This is a genomic window from Tolypothrix sp. FACHB-123 (genome assembly GCF_014697075.1).
Lineage (GTDB): Bacteria > Cyanobacteriota > Cyanobacteriia > Cyanobacteriales > Nostocaceae > Aulosira.
This window is the reverse complement of record NZ_JACJRE010000006.1, coordinates 84,619-101,657: the sequence shown is the minus strand read 5'-3', so window position 1 is coordinate 101,657 and position 17,039 is coordinate 84,619. Positions and strand designations below refer to the sequence as shown.

At 40.3% G+C, this 17,039-nt stretch carries 13 protein-coding genes; 9 read left to right on the top strand and 4 right to left on the bottom strand.

Annotated features, from left to right (window positions below):
• The first annotated feature begins 42 nt into the window (after nucleotides 1–42).
• The 5 genes from H6G41_RS06280 to H6G41_RS06260 all read left to right on the top strand — a co-directional run bounded on the left by H6G41_RS06280 (nucleotide 43) and on the right by H6G41_RS06260 (nucleotide 4,964).
• A complete protein-coding gene (locus tag H6G41_RS06280; RefSeq protein ID WP_190744640.1) occupies nucleotides 43–1,110 on the top strand; it encodes a BMP family protein in 1,068 nt (355 codons plus the stop codon).
• Nucleotides 1,111–1,188: 78 nt separating this feature from the next.
• Entirely contained in the window at nucleotides 1,189–2,706 is a 1,518-nt protein-coding gene (locus tag H6G41_RS06275) for an ABC transporter ATP-binding protein (protein ID WP_190744638.1), read from the top strand.
• Nucleotides 2,699–2,905, top strand: a complete 207-nt coding sequence (locus H6G41_RS06270; RefSeq protein ID WP_190744636.1) for a hypothetical protein — start codon at nucleotides 2,699–2,701, stop codon at nucleotides 2,903–2,905. Before H6G41_RS06275 ends, H6G41_RS06270 begins: the two co-directional genes overlap by 8 nt.
• Before the next feature lie 17 nt (nucleotides 2,906–2,922).
• Nucleotides 2,923–3,963 carry an ABC transporter permease gene (locus H6G41_RS06265; RefSeq protein WP_190744634.1) on the top strand — a complete coding sequence of 347 codons (1,041 nt, stop codon included), beginning with the start codon at nucleotides 2,923–2,925 and terminating at the stop codon, nucleotides 3,961–3,963.
• Nucleotides 3,964–4,046: 83 nt separating this feature from the next.
• Nucleotides 4,047–4,964, top strand: a complete 918-nt coding sequence (locus tag H6G41_RS06260; protein WP_190744632.1) for an ABC transporter permease — start codon at nucleotides 4,047–4,049, stop codon at nucleotides 4,962–4,964.
• A gap of 42 nt (nucleotides 4,965–5,006) precedes the next feature.
• Here H6G41_RS06260 and upp read toward each other — a convergent pair whose 3' ends face one another.
• From upp to H6G41_RS06245, 3 genes are all read right to left on the bottom strand, one after another.
• A complete protein-coding gene (gene upp / locus H6G41_RS06255) occupies nucleotides 5,007–5,642 on the bottom strand; it encodes a uracil phosphoribosyltransferase (protein ID WP_190744630.1) in 636 nt (211 codons plus the stop codon).
• Nucleotides 5,643–5,812: 170 nt separating this feature from the next.
• On the bottom strand, nucleotides 5,813–7,054 hold the full coding sequence (locus tag H6G41_RS06250) for a URC4/urg3 family protein (protein WP_190744799.1): 1,242 nt from the start codon (nucleotides 7,052–7,054) through the stop codon (nucleotides 5,813–5,815).
• 58 nt (nucleotides 7,055–7,112) lie between these two features.
• A complete protein-coding gene (locus H6G41_RS06245) occupies nucleotides 7,113–8,372 on the bottom strand; it encodes a GTP cyclohydrolase II (RefSeq protein ID WP_190744628.1) in 1,260 nt (419 codons plus the stop codon).
• A 275-nt stretch (nucleotides 8,373–8,647) separates the two neighbouring features.
• Between H6G41_RS06245 and H6G41_RS06240 the strand changes: the two genes are divergently transcribed.
• Both H6G41_RS06240 and H6G41_RS06235 read left to right on the top strand, forming a co-directional pair.
• Nucleotides 8,648–9,118 (top strand): tetratricopeptide repeat protein, encoded by a 471-nt coding sequence (locus H6G41_RS06240; protein ID WP_190744626.1) that lies wholly within the window; start codon nucleotides 8,648–8,650, stop codon nucleotides 9,116–9,118.
• A gap of 33 nt (nucleotides 9,119–9,151) precedes the next feature.
• On the top strand, nucleotides 9,152–10,210 hold the full coding sequence (locus H6G41_RS06235; RefSeq protein ID WP_190744624.1) for an ABC transporter substrate-binding protein: 1,059 nt from the start codon (nucleotides 9,152–9,154) through the stop codon (nucleotides 10,208–10,210).
• Nucleotides 10,211–10,433: 223 nt separating this feature from the next.
• On the opposite strand, the gene H6G41_RS06230 is transcribed toward H6G41_RS06235, so the two are convergent.
• On the bottom strand, nucleotides 10,434–12,182 hold the full coding sequence (locus H6G41_RS06230) for a peroxidase family protein (protein ID WP_190744623.1): 1,749 nt from the start codon (nucleotides 12,180–12,182) through the stop codon (nucleotides 10,434–10,436).
• 436 nt (nucleotides 12,183–12,618) lie between these two features.
• On the opposite strand from H6G41_RS06230, the gene H6G41_RS06225 reads away from it, so the two are divergent.
• Nucleotides 12,619–13,515, top strand: a complete 897-nt coding sequence (locus tag H6G41_RS06225; protein ID WP_190744622.1) for a hypothetical protein — start codon at nucleotides 12,619–12,621, stop codon at nucleotides 13,513–13,515.
• Between the two features lie 186 nt (nucleotides 13,516–13,701).
• Nucleotides 13,702–16,746: a filamentous hemagglutinin N-terminal domain-containing protein gene (locus H6G41_RS06220; protein ID WP_190744621.1), complete on the top strand. Its 3,045-nt coding sequence runs from the start codon at nucleotides 13,702–13,704 to the stop codon at nucleotides 16,744–16,746.
• The last annotated feature ends 293 nt before the right edge of the window (nucleotides 16,747–17,039 follow it).

Genomic DNA, 17,039 nt, shown 5'->3' with positions numbered 1-17,039 from the left:
GTGTTGAGGTAATTAAAATTTGTATCTAGCAAAAAGCGAGTTATGACAAAGAACTTGAATCGGCGTCAATTTATCTGGTTTGGTTCAGCAGCGTTAGGTACTAGCTTAATGCTGAAAGCTTGTAGTAGTAACCAAACAACACCAACCGCGACAACAACAACTGCTGCGGGTGGTACTTCAGGGTTTAAAATAGCGATCGCACTTCCGGGAATTATTACCGATAAAGCTTGGAATCAATCTGGCTATGAAGGAGTCACCCTCGCCAAGCAAAAGCTAAATGCAGAAATCGCCTATGTGGAAAAGGTAGCGCAAGCCGATCAAACAGAAGTTCTCACCGATTTTGCCCGTAAAGGCTACAATCTTATCTTTGCACATGGCGGACAATTTGACGCTGCAATTGAACAAATCGCCCCACAATTTCCCCAAACTTTTTTTGTGGGGGTAAATGGTAATCTCAAAGCTGAAAATATTGCCTCATTAAGAATAGATCATTTGCAAGCCAGTTATTTATGTGGAATTATCGGCGCTTCTATGACTAAATCGAATAAACTAGCTTATATTGCAGGTGAAAAATTTCCAGCAACCGAAGGAGAATTGAGAGGATTTGAATTAGGCGCAAAATCTGTGAAACCAAATATTCAAGTTACCTCTACTTTCACAGGTGATTGGAATGATGTCGCCAAAGCGAAAGAAGCGACTTTAGCAATTATTTCTTCCGGCGCTGATGTCATCTATCAATGGTTAGATAATGCCTCGGCTGTTGTCTTACAAACTGCTAGTGAAAAGGGCGTATATGCTTTTGGCAATACCAACGATCAATTAGATATAGCACCCAAAGCCGTGTTAACTAGTGCAGTCAAACGCTTAAATTTAGCCATAGCTTATTTGGCAGACTTATCTCATAAAAAACAAATCAAAGGGCAAATATATACAATTGGTTTAGAAAGAGCAGATATTCTATTTTTAGGCAAATTCGGAGAGATTGTACCAGAAGTAGTACAGCAACAAGTATTAAATGCTAAAGACGATATTGTTGAGAAGAAAATTATTTTTACAGATTGTCAGGAAGCTGGTAAAGATACACGCTGCGTCAAGAAAGTAGCAGAATAAATTTACTAACTAATATTGTGTTGGTGCGTTGCGCTACGCGACAACACACCCTACAATATACGGATAATTTTTATTTGTATGAACTATTTACGCTTAGAAAATATTACTAAACGCTTCGGTTCATTTATTGCTAATGACGCGATTAGCCTCAATGTTAAATCTGGCGGTATTCATGCCATTCTAGGGGAAAATGGTGCAGGTAAGAGTACCTTAATGAATATCATTAGCGGACTTTACCAACCAGATGCAGGACAAATTTATCTTGCAGAACAAGCAATCAAAATCACTTCGCCTCATCAAGCAATTAAATTAGGTATTGGTACGATTCATCAACATTTCATGCTAGTACCGCAGTTAACTGTTACAGAAAATATTATCTTAGGTACAAAACCAAGCTGGCGATTAAATTTGCACCAGAAACACCAAGAAATCGCTGCATTATCTCAAGCTTACGGATTAGAAATAGATCCGACAGCGAAGGTAGAGAATTTACCCGTAGGAATACAACAACGAGTAGAAATTCTCAAAGTACTTTACCGCCAAGCTAAGTTATTAATTCTCGATGAACCAACAGCAGTATTAACACCACCAGAAGTAAAATCATTAATTGCTATCTTGCGTCAACTCGCAGCCGCAGGTAATACAATTATTTTTATCAGTCACAAATTAGAAGAGGTAATGAACCTCTGCGATATAGTCACAGTTTTGCGTCAGGGAAAAGTAGTAGCGACAACAGCAACTAAATCTACCACACCCCAAAAATTAGCAGCATTAATGGTAGGAAAAGAAGTAGATTTACAATTAAATAAACTTTCCACATCTCCAGAAGAAGTTATCCTCGCAGTACAAAACTTACAAGTTGCAGATGATAGAGGAATTACAACTATAAATAACATCTCGTTTGAACTGCGCAAAGGTGAAATTTTGGGCGTTGCTGGTGTCGATGGAAATGGACAAAGAGAATTAGCTGATGCGTTAGCAGGGTTACGAAAAGTAAAGCAAGGTAACATAAAGTTTACACATCAACCTTGCATAGTGGGTTACATCCCAGAAGATAGACAAACAATGGGATTAATTATGCAATTTAGCATTGCCCAAAACTTAATTTTAAAATCTTTTAAATATTTGCCCTTTTGTCGCGGATTTCTGTTACAACAAAAAGCGATCGCGCATCATGCCCAAGCTGCAATGCAAGAATTTGATATCCGCGCTACAGATAAAGATATCAAAGTCAGTCAGCTATCGGGAGGAAATCAGCAAAAAGTAGTATTAGCGCGAGAATTAGCGAGAGAACCAGGGTTAATTATCGCGATGCAACCCACACGCGGCTTAGATGTTGGCGCAACAGCAGCCGTACATAGTCGCATCTTAGCAGAACGCGATCGCGGTGCCGCAATTTTGTATATTTCCACCGAGTTAGAAGAAGTCATGGCAATGAGCGATCGCCTTGCCGTAATCTATAGAGGTGAGTTTGTCGCTATTTTAGATGCAGCTACAGCGACAGTAGCAGAGATTGGTTTATTGATGGCTGGGGAAGGAAGGGGACAAGGAGGACAAGGAAGACAAGGGGGACAAGGAAAAATAACAAATGACTAATGATCGAGAATTAGAATTTCTATCTAGCAAAATTGATATTGGAGTCAAAGCAGCAATTACAGCCGCGATTGAAAGACATCGCCAGCTTGGACAATCAATTAGAGTTATGAAGGATGGTAAGGTAGTGACTTTAACTGCTGATGAGATTTCAGCAATTCAAGTTAATGAAATGGATAAAACATCCTCTCTCCAAAGCTAAAAATCGCAATTAATTGCATGAAATTCCTGTTACCAATCCTATCACCGCTAATAGCGATCGCATCTGCTTTGTTTGTCGGTGCTATCCTGATCCTCATGGCTGGGGCAAATCCCCTTACCGCATACACAGCTTTATTTCAAGAATCCCTCTCTAGCTATTTTGGATTTGGTAACACTCTCACGAAAATGACACCGCTATTATTCACCAGCTTAGGAGTATTAGTAGCACTGCGGGCTGGACAATTTAATATTGGTGGCGAAGGACAAATTTATTTAGGTGCATTAGGCAGTACTTTAATTGGTTTATATGTAACCGGATTACCTGCTTTCATTCATATTCCCTTAGCACTGTTCGCCGGATTTCTGTTTGGTGCAGTTTGGGGTTGGATTCCCGGTTATCTTAAAGCCATACGGGGAGTAAACGAAGTAATTACCACCTTATTACTCAACTATATTGCAGTGAATTTAGTTAGCTATCTCGTGCAAAATCCTTTAATGGCTCCTGGTGCGCCTAGCCCTTATTCGCCGCTAATTGCCAACACCGCCCGCCTAGCGATTATATTACCACAAAGCCTAGCTCATGCAGGAATTTTATTATCATTACTTACCGCCGGGATATTGTGGGTATTGTTAGAGCGATCGCCCTTAGGTTACCAAATCACCGCCATTGGACAAAACCCAATAGCCGCCCGTTATGCTCACATCTCCGTAGAACGAACAATTATGTTAGTGATGGCATTAGCCGGAGGATTAGCAGGATTAGCTGGAAGTTGTGAAGTAATGGGATTAAAATTCCGCTTATTTGAACAAATTTCCCCAGGTTATGGATTTGACGCCATTGCGATCGCTTTTTTAAGTCGTGGTAGCATCTTCGGTGTCATCCTCACATCCTTATTTTTTGCCGCCCTGCGCAGTGGTGCGAACGTCATGCAGCGTAGTGCAGGCGTGCCGGTGACAGTAGTTTACGCGATTCAAGGATTAACAGTATTGTTTATAGCTATCAGTCTGGCAGTAGAAAGACAGATAAAAATTCAAAATTCAAAATTGAAGAATCTTTAATCTCTTATCTCTGTGTTCTCTGCGCCTCTGCGGTTAAATAAATGAAACAAAATGCAGACTAAACAGAGTCTTTAAAAACAGATATGAATAATCTCAACTTCTTCTCTGATTACCTCATAGCAACCTTACGCCTCAGCATCCCTTTAGGATTCGCTGCTCTAGGCGGATTATACTCCGAACGCTCAGGAGTATTAAACATCGCCCTAGAAGGAATGTTACTCACAGGTGCTTTTACCAGCGCTGCTGCTACTTTCTACACTAGTAATCCTTGGCTTGGTATCCTAGCTGCCTTATTAGCTGGTGCCTTGGTGGGATTACTCCATGCTATTTTATGTATAACTTTGCGCATTGACCAATTAGTCTCTGGACTAGCAATTAATCTCGTCGCTGCTGGGTTAACATCATTTTTAGGCAGGTTAGTATTTAGCGGTAGCAGTACACAGCAATTACCAGGAATTCCCGCAATTATCATTCCTGGTTTAGCAAATATTCCCGTGCTAGGTTCGCTGTTATTTCAGCAAGATATATTAGTATATTTACTAATATTTTTAGTAATTACAACTACTTATATTTTATATCAAACCAGCTTTGGCTTAACATTGCGGGCTGTAGGCGAATCGCCCAAAGCAGCAGATACGTCCGGAATATCAGTAGAAAATGTCCGTTATATCGCCGTAATAATTAGCGGCTGTTTAGCGAGTTTAGGCGGTGCTTATTTAACTTTAGTCCAAGTCAGATTTTTTGCCGAGGGGATGAGTGCAGGTAAAGGATTTATTGCGATCGCAGCTTTAATATTTGGCAGATGGCATCCTATATATAGTGCCTTAGCTTGTATGCTATTTGGTGCTACAGAAGCCTTGCAACTGCGAATTCAAGCCTTAGGTGCAAATATCCCCTACCAATTTTTAGTAATGTTACCGTATGCGATCGCTTTATTGGCATTAGTCGGATTAGCAGGCAAATCTACACCACCCAAAGCTTTAGGTAATCCATACAAATAATTGGGCATTGGGCATTGGGCATTGGGCATTGAGTATTTGTGCTTACTTAGTGCCAAATAAGCGATCGCCTGCATCACCCAAGCCGGGGATAATATAACCATGTTCGTCTAAATGGTCGTCAATTGCGGCTGTGTATAAAGGTACATCTGGATGCACCGCACAAAAATGCTCAATTCCTTCCGGTGCAGCAAGTAAGCAGACGAACTTGATTGATAAAGGATTAGTTGATTTTAAACGTTCTACCGCCGCTACAGCCGAATTCCCCGTTGCTAACATCGGATCGACTACAATCATGTCTCGATGTTCCACATCATGGGGGACTTTAAAATAATATTCGATGGGAATCAAGGTTTTCGGGTCACGATATAAACCCACATGTCCCACCCTAGCAGATGGCATTAACTCCAGCATCCCATCTAAAATACCCTGTCCCGCCCGCATAATCGAAACTAACACCAACTTTTTATCAGGTGCAAGCACAGGCGCATTCATTGGTGCAAGTGGCGTTTTAATTTCCTCGTATTTCAGAGGTAAATCCCTAGTTACCTCATAAGCCAACAACAAACTAATTTCTTTCACCAGATTCCGAAATTTTGTTGTACTAGTTTCCACCCGCCGCATCAGCGTTAACTTATGCTGAATTAATGGATGTTCAATAAGTGTTACTTGATTAGTCATTTGTCATTAGAGACGCGATTAATCGCGTCTGCACAATTGTCATTTGTCATTTGTCTCCCTTGTCCTCCGTCTCTTCTCTTCCCCTCTTCCCCATCAGTCAATCACGAGAAAATCTCACAACTAAGTATGAAAATCTGTTTTCCCAATGCCCAATGCCCAATGCCCTGAAGCTAGAATACCGTCCCATCACTCTCTATTTGTATGGGGGGTATCCCACCTGTTCTGAGTTCGGCGGCGATTTTGCGCCCAGCTGTCCAAGTTCCCCCTTGGAGGATTTTGACTAAAGGTAGTTCCTCAGGACTCATACCTAATTTTTCCAGGACTGTCGCCGCAATTCTATCTAAAAGAATCACAGTCAAAGCCCGCCATTCAACTATAACTGCTGATGCTACTGAGTGAGATGTGTGTAAAATTTCTGGATTTTTCACGTTTATCAGTCCCAAATCCAGACATAAGCCCCCATTACGATATTCTGGTAAACCAGTGAGTCGATCCAAACCAGTAATTGTTAACCCAAGTTCTTGCAATGGTTCTAACAAAGAATATGTTAACCACTGAGATAATTTATGGAAAGGCACTAAACCATCATCACTAATCGCTGGATGTTCCCAGACATCGCCCAAATTCACCCCAGCTATCTCTAATCTACCCGGCCAAATATCACTCAGCCCTTCTAACACTGCACTCAATACAGTTGTCGCGGCTAACTTCCCATTCTCCGACTTACCCAAAAGATATTTAACCAAATTCCCCGGACGAGGATTTGTATCGCCAAACAGATGGGGCGAAGCCAGTAAAACTTGTCCTAGCTTTTGCAATAAATTCAACCTTCCCCCAATCCCCACCAAAGGATTATCAGCAGTTACCTGGAATCCTGCTGCTAATTCCGCCTCAGTTAACTGTTGTAACCGAAAAGCATTAGCCTGGGGTAAACCATCACTAGCAAAATTCCCTTGACAAAACATCTGGAAACTCGCCACCGCTAACCCTTCCGAACGCCCCAACCTTAAATTAGTTTCTTGCTCATCATAATGCCATCTATCCCCAGCACCAGCATCTAAAAGCACGCTAATAATCGCCAAATCAAACTTCGCCGCCGCTTTTTCCTCTGGCGATAACTGCGCCAAGAGCTTATCTAACTTAGCTAATCGTCCCACACCCCCAACTTCAAAATGTCGCCAGCGACTGTGAAACGGAACATCCAAATTCGGGTATTCCCCCCGTATCACCTCCATCACATAATCCGCTACCCTTCCCAACTGCGTCAAATCGCACAGAAAATTCTCTGACTTCCCCTCACACACCCAGGAAAACAATTCTCCACAACGTTCCCGAATCGCCTCCGGCGAACGAAGATATGCAACTAACCTTTCTTCCTCTCTTGGCGTACTTGGCGTCTTGGCGGTTCCCATTTCCACTTTTCACCTCCTAATCCAGGAGACGCGATGAATCGCGTCTCTACAATTTGTTTTAACTTTCCAAATCTCGTCCTTTGACTTCTCCCAAACTTTCTGTATCTAATACCTCGCCTGTGGTATAGTATCCAGCCGCTTTTTTTGCCTCAATTTCTACCCGTGCATCCTGGGGAATCAAATCCTCTGGGATAGGTACTCTTTCAACAATTTCAATCCCCGCTTGGGTGATGGCATTGTATTTCATATTACTCATGGATACCATGCGGTCAATTCTGGTAATTCCCAACCAATGCAATACATCGGGCATTAATTCTTGAAAGCGCATGTCTTGCACGCCGGCGACGCATTCTGTTCGGGCAAAATAGGCATCAGCGCGATCGCCTCCTTCTTGACGCTTCCTGGCATTGTAAACTAGGAATTTGGTCACCTCTCCCAAAGCGCGTCCTTCTTTACGACAATAGACAATTACGCCTACACCCCCCTCTTGGGCGGTTTGGACGCAAACCTCAATTCCATGCACTAAATAAGGACGACAGGTACAGATATCAGAACCAAACACATCAGAACCGTTACATTCATCATGTACCCGCACCGCTAAAGGTTTATTCGGATCGGCGATCGCATTAATATCACCGACAATATATACAGTTACGCCGCCAATTGGTGGCAAAAACACCTCTAAATCAGAACGTGTCACCAATTCCGGGAACATTCCCCCAGTTTGTTCAAATAAAGCACGGCGTAAATCAGCTTCCTTAATCCCAAACCGCTTGGCAATTCCTGGTAAATACCACACAGGCTCAATCGCTGCCTTTGTCACTACCAAATCCCCACCAGGCTTCATAATTTTGCCATCCACCTGCAAGCGCCCTTTATCCACCGCATCTTGCAGTTCTGGCATATTAATATGCGCTTGGGTAATAGCAATCGTCGGGCGGATGTCATAGCCTTGGGCGTAATAAGAGCTAAATACCTCACTCGCTACCGCCCCAAAGGGGTCAAGTGAAACAATTTTATCAGCATCGAACCAACTCGGATGGGGGCCAATGTGAGTTACTGGCGCTGTATTCGTTAAATCAGCTCGATGATCTGATTGTAAAGCACCGCTAGCTACCGCTAAAGCGCGATACACCGCATAACTACCAGAGTGAGTCCCAATGACATTTCGATGTGCTTGCTTTGTTAAAGTTGCAATAATCGGCCCCCGTTCCAGAGGATTACTCGCCCCCCAGTGAATCGGAATGGGCTTAGTACCACCATTATTGGGATGGGATGTGAGAACAATATGCCGGGAACCGCTATTTTGCTTTGGCATAATTAATTAATTTTTTTTGTGCTGTTTTTATCAAGTATTAGTCAATAGGGTTTTGTCAACTATTGGTAAATATATGATGTCCTAATGACTAATTTTTTATGAATTTATTTGTTTAAATCCGTATTAATAGTATTACTGAATACAGTTAAATTACAACACGGAAAATGCGTAATTCACAACTGTAATAAGAGAATTTAAAGTTAACTTTAAATATGCCTAAGTAGAGAATTTTGTGCGAAAGTTGATATATAAATACGATTACCTAGATCACATTTATGGATTCTTTATCGATCAGATCTTTGCTTGAAGATTTGAAAAATTCTGATGCCACAGTTCGGGAACAGGCCACTAAAAAACTATGGCGAATCTGGTTTCAGCAAAAGGGAATTTATGGCTTAGAGAAAATTGATAACAGTCAAAAGTTGCTGGATGCTGGTGAAACTACGGAAGCTGAAAAAGTTCTAACCCAACTAATAGAAGAACAACCCGATTTTGCTGAAGCATGGAATCGTCGTGCTTTTCTTTACTACAGTATCGGTGATTATCAAAGATCCTTAGCAGATTGCCAAATGGTGATTAATCTCAATCCCGTACATTTTGGTGCACTTCATGGTATGGGTTTGTGTTATGCGGCATTAGGAAAATATCGTGAAGCTATCCAAGCTTTTCAAAACGCGCTCACAATTCAGCCTTATTCTGTGGTAAACCAAAAACTGATTTTAGAATGTACATTCAGAATCAGTTAAAATACCACAGCCTAAGGAGCGTTATCCTGTTCCATGAATCAGCCTCCATTCTCATCAACTGCAATTTATCGTCTTAGTCGCCGTCAGTTTATTCAGTACAGTTGCATTGGTATAAGTAGCAGTTTTCTTGCAGCTTGTGCTAATAGCAACCCAGCATCAAGCACTTCAGGGTTAGATAAAGTTACGTTTGGTACAAATTGGCTTGCGCAAGCAGAACACGGCGGATTTTACCAGGCGATCGCAACTGGAATCTACAAAAACCACGGTCTAGATGTCACAATTAAAATGGGTGGCCCCCAAGTACCAAGTGGGACTCAGTTATTGATGGGAGGAGCAGTAGATTTTTTCATGGGTTATGGCATTGATGCCATAAACGGCTTAGCTCAAGGAATTCCCAAAATTACGGTAGCGGCAATTTTTCAAAAAGACCCCCAATGTATCATTTCCCATCCCAACCCAGCAATTAAAACTCTTGCCGACCTCAAAGGCAAACCAATTTATGTCTCAGCTGCTGCTAACCTCAATTATTGGCCGATGCTCAAAGCTAAGTACGGTTTTACAGACGATCAAAAACGCCCTTATAACTTTAATCCTGCCCCATTTTTGGCTGACAAAAATTCAGCACAACAAGGCTACATCACATCCGAACCTTTCGCTATTGAAAAGCAAGGTGGATTTAAGCCGTTAGTGTTTTTACTAGCAGATTATGGTTACCAAACATACGCCACTACTATTGAAACTAAGAAAGAATTAGTCGAAAAAAATCCGGACTTAGTGCAGCGATTTGTTGATGCTTCTATTAAAGGTTGGTATAGTTACTTAGAAAATCCCCAACCAGGTAATGAATTAATTAAAAAAGAGAATCCAGAAATGACAGATGAGCAAATTGCTTATGGGATTCAAAAACTCAACGAATATGGAGTGATATTATCTGGGGAAGCAGAAACTCAAGGAATTGGTGCAATGACAGCAGCAAAGTGGCAATTACTATTTGATAACATGGTAAAAACCGGACTGTCTCAGCCCAATATTAACTATGAAGATGCATTTAATTTGCAATTTGTGAATAAAGGTAGAAATTATTACAGTTAGTCATTCACTTTTTTGGCAAGAGGGCAGGAGGAAGAGGCAAGGGAGCAGGGAGCAGGGGGACAAGGAATTTTAGATTTTAGATTTTAGATTCAAACCCAATCCAAAAGACGCTCGCGGACTCGCTAACGCTGCGCTATCGCAAATCCAAAATCCAAAATTGAATTGCCCAATGCCCAATGCCCCATGCCCCATGCCCCATGCCCCATGCCCCATGCCCAATACCTTATACCCGTCGCCAAGGGGCAAAACCATTCTTGACTCCAGATAGGGCAGGAGCCAAGCTAGGTAAGTGACGTTGCAGGACAGTTAATAACCCATTGTTATCAATCCAGTCGAGACCAAATTGGGTATAAATTTCTGCACGGTAATCTTTGGTAAAAAAGCGATCGCTCTTTAAGCGGCGAGAAGCCATTAAAATAAATACACGAAAGGCTGTATCGCTAAAACCAAAGCCTTTGGGTAAATCTTCGGCAAACATCCCCACCATTAAATCAACGCTGTTGATCTCGTTGTTGTAGACTTCGCGCAGTTCTTTTGCCCAGGTTTGATTACTGGTAATCTCTTCAAAGGATTTCACGCGATCGCGACCAATAATTTCGCGAAAATCATTATAACGGGGTACGCCGCGTTCGCGATCGCGGAGGATATCAATAGCCGCTAAATCGAAAACTTCGCCGTTGTCGCGAATTAGTTGCTGTAAAGCTTTGGGATAATTGTGTAAGGTAATCGCCCCTGGATGAGTGATACCTAAAGAATAAAATAAATCTGCTAAGCCAATTTCTTCTACTACCCCCCTAGCCCTTTTACCTGCGACTTCAAAAAAGTCACCTGTGCGCAGCAATTTACCGTTTTTATGGGAATAAAACTCAAATTCATCAGGAATTAGGGGATGTAAGCGGTAAACGCTGACGAATTCTTCTGTAATGTAGTAAGGCGCTGTATGGTGGTCTGTGGGTGAACCAATAATTCCGCTAATTGTCTCGCCATCACCAATCCGTCCAAAAATCCGTTTGAAATTTTGACCGAGTAACCCCCACCAGTTAGCATTCATGGCAATTTGCAAAGCTGGATGGGAGAGAATACCCGGAGTCCATTCGACGGTATGGATTTTCGCCATCAATGCAGCGTTAATTAATCGCGCATGGTCAAAAAGGTCGTCATCTGTCCAATCTGGGTATTGTTGTTTAAGGCGATCGCAGATCGTGTTATGTTCTCTGACAAACAGAGTATGCAGCAAACTTAAGCCAATCCACCAGTTATCATTAAAACCAGTGCGATCGATACCATTGGCATCAACAGGTAACAAACCATCATCACCAATAATTAATTTGCCATCAATATGCGATCGCAGTTGATCGACCTGTGCAGCATTATTACCATAAATTTGCGAACCATCCCACCAATGAGTCACTTTGTTAATAAATGTTGGCGGTTCTGCTGTCTCTCCTTCAGGACGGCTTTCATCTACTAAAGTTTCGTGAATCGCCATCGGTCGATGTTCTTGCGGCCAGTTATCATCCTCGGCTAAGGGAATAATAATTTTTTTATCTGGTTGGTTGTCACCATGAGAAAACCAGTCATGGTTTTGAAACTGAATCCAAGCAGCTGCCAAAATATTCAAAGATGTGGCGGGAATAAATTCATCTCGCGTCATCAACCTCTGGCTGATCTCACGCGGATTGGGGTTTAGGAGATTTTGCCGATCTACTTGGGCCTTTGTCAACGGAACATTGCGCCCTAAACGAGTCCCAACCATCCCCATTGCTGGGTTCTTGAGATCGTTAAAACTACCATCAGCGGTACGCGCTAACAAATGACGACCATCAGGGCTAGGCTGGGGGTCGGGAAGCTTGTCTGTGTTTGGTAATTGAGAGGTATCGTGGAGATTTTTCTTTCTCAGTTCTTTGCGAAATCCAGATAATTTTAACAATGCTAATAGTGTAGGTAGACGATGCCAGGGAATTCCAAACATTTGATAAATTCCTTTAGATTATTTTTAGAGTCTAATTCTGGTTTTTTCGTTATTATTATTTACACCTAAATTCTGCAAATTCCTGAAGCCATCATGATTTTTTTAGGTAGGATATCGGCGTAAATATTTATCATTTAAACAAGAATACAGGGTACAATTCGCCTGCACTCACCGACCGCACAGAGGCTATAAAGGAAGAGTGTTTTTGGTCAATGTCTGTTTCGCAATATTTCGCAATATATTTATATTTATTTACATCATTTTATTTACTGGTTTTTGTAAACAAAGAATAGTACCCCTAAGGGTAATATGTAATGATGCATAATAATTGACAATAAATAAAGACAAGCTTGTCAGCATTAATTACGCTTGTTATCACAAAAATTAACACAACATTGTCTGTTTAATCGTTTACCCTGCTAATGGAGCTATACAGATGTTCAATCAATCTAGGCTCAAACCGTTGCGTATCAAAATTCCCTTTTTACTAGATATAATCATTGTTTCTGACCCAGTGCAAATCAGACTTATTGAGAAATCAGGGACTGTAGATCGGTTGCATAGTTACGATACCAAAACTTTACCTTGGTGGGTAAAGTTTTATTTCCCCTCAACTAAGTTTCACGATAATCAGCGGGATTTGTGGTTTTGTCCGTTTGAATCAACCAATAACTCTACTTATTATTCTAGACGAGCATATCTTGAAGAGAAAGTTGCCCTTAGTTATAGTCAAGAAGATGTGCAACAAATTGCAGAATTATTAAGAATAAATGCTAGCGATGAAGTCCTAGCACATGCAATGGTGCAAGTTGTCAATCGCAGGTTTTTCGACACAGATATTCCTTTAGAAATTACCCGTGAGGCTAAAGATACAGTTCAAAAATTAAGTGAAGCGATATTACCTTGGAAATATATGCGTGGTAAAAAAGCGCAGCAAAAAATTATGGCTTACTGCGAACATAGCCTACCCCAAGGCGTGCATATTCTTGATGTCGGGCATAATATTGGTGAGGTTGTTCAAGCCTCAGCCTTATCTTTGAGAAAATTAAAAGATAACCTCGATCAGCCAATTGAACGCATATTTACTACCCATGCGCCCACACCACAAGTTCCCAGAATAGCCATTAAATCATCAACTTTTGAAGGGATGTTGCGATCGCCTACAACTCCCCGAAAAACCGTACTGTTATTTATGATTGGTAAAGCTGCGGCTGAAATTCAAGATTTATCTTTTACTTTTAGTACTGGTAGTTCTGAAAGAGAGTGCGTGTTTAAAGATTTTTTCTTGCAATTTATGGCTGATTTACAGCAAGAATTGAAACAAAGCGCATAATATAGCAATCCTATTTCAGTTGTGACAAATATCGGTTTTGGCTGTTGACTGTTAACCCCGACTTTTTGGAAAAGTCGGGGTTTTAACATCATCAAAGGGATGCTTTTTGCTGAAGATGTTAGTTAAGGGGAGCTTAGGGGAACTATATAAGTATCTTTTCTGGGGATAGATTGAATGGTGAAAATTATGTATAATCACGCAAATATTTGTTTATTTGGTATTTTATCCTCAGTTTTTATCACTCCAACAGTAACTTTTGCCCAAATTATTCCTGACAATACACTATCTTCACCATCAGCAACTTCTACTTCAGAAAATGTCACAGAAATTACTGGTGGAACTAGAGCCGGTGGTAATCTATTTCATAGTTTTGAACAATTTTCAGTCCTGAAAGATACGACAGCTTGGTTTAAAAATGATTTAGATATTACTAATATAATCGGTCGGGTCACGGGTAGTTCTATATCAGAAATTAATGGGTTAATTCGAGCAAATGGAACTGCAAATTTATTCTTAATTAATCCTAACGGAATTATTTTTGGCGCTAATGCTGCTTTAAATATTGGCGGCTCTTTTGTTAGCAGCACTGCTGATAGTATTAAATTTACTGATGGGAATCTGTATAGTGCAGTCAATCCCCAAGAACCACCTTTATTAACTATTAACCTCCCTATTGGTTTACAGTATGGTGCAAATCCGGGAAAGATTACCGTCAATGGACAGGGTAATCAACTATTTGTGAATGAATTTTTTGCCACTTCTCGAGAAAATAGACCTGTAGGACTACAAGTACAATCTGGTAAAACCTTAGGATTAGTTGGTGGTGAAGTTTCCTTAATAGGCGGTAATGTAACCGCCGCACAAGGTAGAGTAGAAATTGGTGCTGTTAAAGATAGTTTAGTTACAATTAATTTCAGCAATTCTAATTTATCTTTAAGTTACGATGGAGTCAATAATTTTGCCGATATCAATCTCAATGCAGCTGCTTCTATAGATGTGAGTGGTGATGGTAGTGGGAACGTTCAAATTATTGGTAAAAATTTGAATCTCACTGATGGTTCGGCAATATTGGCTAATACTGAAGGCGGTTTAACTGGAGGTGTTATCAATATTAAAGCTACAGAATCTCTGCAAGTCAGTGGCTTTAATAATGATTCTGGTCTCTCTACTGTAATATCTACCGATGTATCTCCAAAGGCAAAGGGTCAAGGTGGCATTATTAATATTGTAACTCAGAAATTAATTGCTACAGATGGGGGACAAATTAGTAGTACGACTTTTGGTCTAGGAAGTGGCGGTACAGTTAATATTAAAGCTGAAAATATAGAACTAGTTTTTGGTGGAGCTTTGGGGCCTAGTGGGATATTTGCTAGCACTGATTCTGGTGGCGGAAATGCAGGAAAAATTAATATTGAAACAGAGAATTTACTAGTTACTGATGGGGCACAAATATCAACTAATAGTTGGTTTGGTGAAGGTAATAGTGGGGATATTAATATTACTGCAAAAAAATCTCAATTTATCGGTGCTGCATTTGATGAATTTCCCAGTGGATTGTTAGCTAGTACTCAATCAAATGGTGATGGTGGTAATATTTTCCTCAAAACTGATATTTTAGAAGTCAAAAATGGGGCACAAATCCAAAATAGTACCTTGGGTACTGGGAATGCTGGGAAGTTAGAAATTGAAGCCAAGAATATAGAATTAAGTGGTACGGTTGGGACAATTGCTAGTGGTTTTTTTAGTAATGTCGAACGAGGTGCAACAGGTAATGGTGGTTTATTAAAAATAAAAACCGATAACTTAAGCATATTTGATGGAGCGGTAATAATTGCGAAAACGGCAGGTTCAGGAAATGCTGGACAGATAGAAATTGATGCAACAAATTTAGAAATTCAGGGCAAAGAAGGTAATTTTCTTCCAACTACTATTGCTGCTAATGTTCAGTGGAATGCTACAGGTGCAGGAGGTAAATTAAATATTATCACTGAAACTCTTAGCTTAATGGATGGCGGGCAAATTGCCACTAGTACTTTTGGTAATGGCAACGCTGGAGAATTAAGTATACAGGCAAAAGATATCAATTTAAGTGGTTTTATTTCTGGTGGTAGTAGTGGTGTATTTAGTAATGCTAGTAATGAGACTGAGGGCGTTAGAAATCAGTTTCGCAGTCAAGGAAATGGTGGTAAATTAACCATAGATACTGATAAGTTAACTATTCAAAATGGTGCGACTATTGCTGCAAGTAACTTTTCTAGTCGCGATCAAAGTATTACTCCAGGAGAAGGTGCGGCGGGTGATATTTTAATTAATGCTCGCTTCTTAGAAATGTTTAATAATAACTCGGAAATACCCAGTAGTATTAATGCATCGACTTGGAAAGGTGGTGGAGGAAATATCCAACTTAATATTCAAGAATCAATAATTGCCAATAATGATAGTAAAATTACTGCCGAAACCAAAGGTACTGCTAATGGCGGTACAATTCGGGCAACAACCAATTTGTTGGAATTAAATAGTGGTGCATCTATTAGTACTAGCAGCACTGGTTTAGGGTTAGCTGGTGATATCTTCATTGAAGCTAATCTAATTCGCACTAATCAAGGTGAAATCATCGCTACATCTACCCAATCAGGGGGAGGTACAATCAATTTAAATAGTAATTTACTATTTTTACGCAACAATAGCTTGATTAGTAGTAGCGTTACCGACAGTACAGGTGGCGGTGGTAATATTTTAATTAATTCCGATTTTGTTGTCGGGGTAAATAATAGTGATATCCGTGCTAATGCTGTTTTTGGCCCTGGTGGTAATATCTTCATCTCCACTAATGGGATATTTTTACCTACCGATAGTGAAATTGATGCTAGTTCACAATTTGGAGTTGATGGAGCTGTGACTATAACTAACCCAGATGCAGCCAACAAAATCAATAACGCAGAACTACCACAAGATGTCATAGATGCTTCCCAGCAAGTTGTTGCTAGTTGTAAAAAGAATCGAGACAATCAATTTGTGATTTCTGGGAGAGATGGATTACCACAAAATCCTACTCACATTCTCTCAAGTCAAAATACCTGGAATGATTTACGTAATTTGTCTGAGAATACTAGAGAAACGACCAAAGCAAATCTTCCCCAAACTGATAATAACCAAACACAAATCATTGAAGCGCAAGAGTGGATAGTTAATAGCAATGGGACAGTTGAATTAGTTAGGGGTTGTGGATAGTTAATAGCAATGGGACAATTGAATTAATTAGGGGTTGCAAAAAAAGTCATGCCAGGGTAAGAGAAAAATTGACGGAAGCGATTTTAGATTTTAGATTTTGGATTTTGGATTAAATGAAAATTTGAAATCTAAAATACTTGGTCTCAAGCCTCTGGCTTAACCCAGAAGAAAAACAAAAATTTTTCAATATTTAAGCCTCTTCTTTATAAGGAGAGGTTAATCAAAAATCGTAAATCCAAAATTGAATGACTGATATTTTCAGTATTTACACTTAAAAAAAATTTAGAATAGCA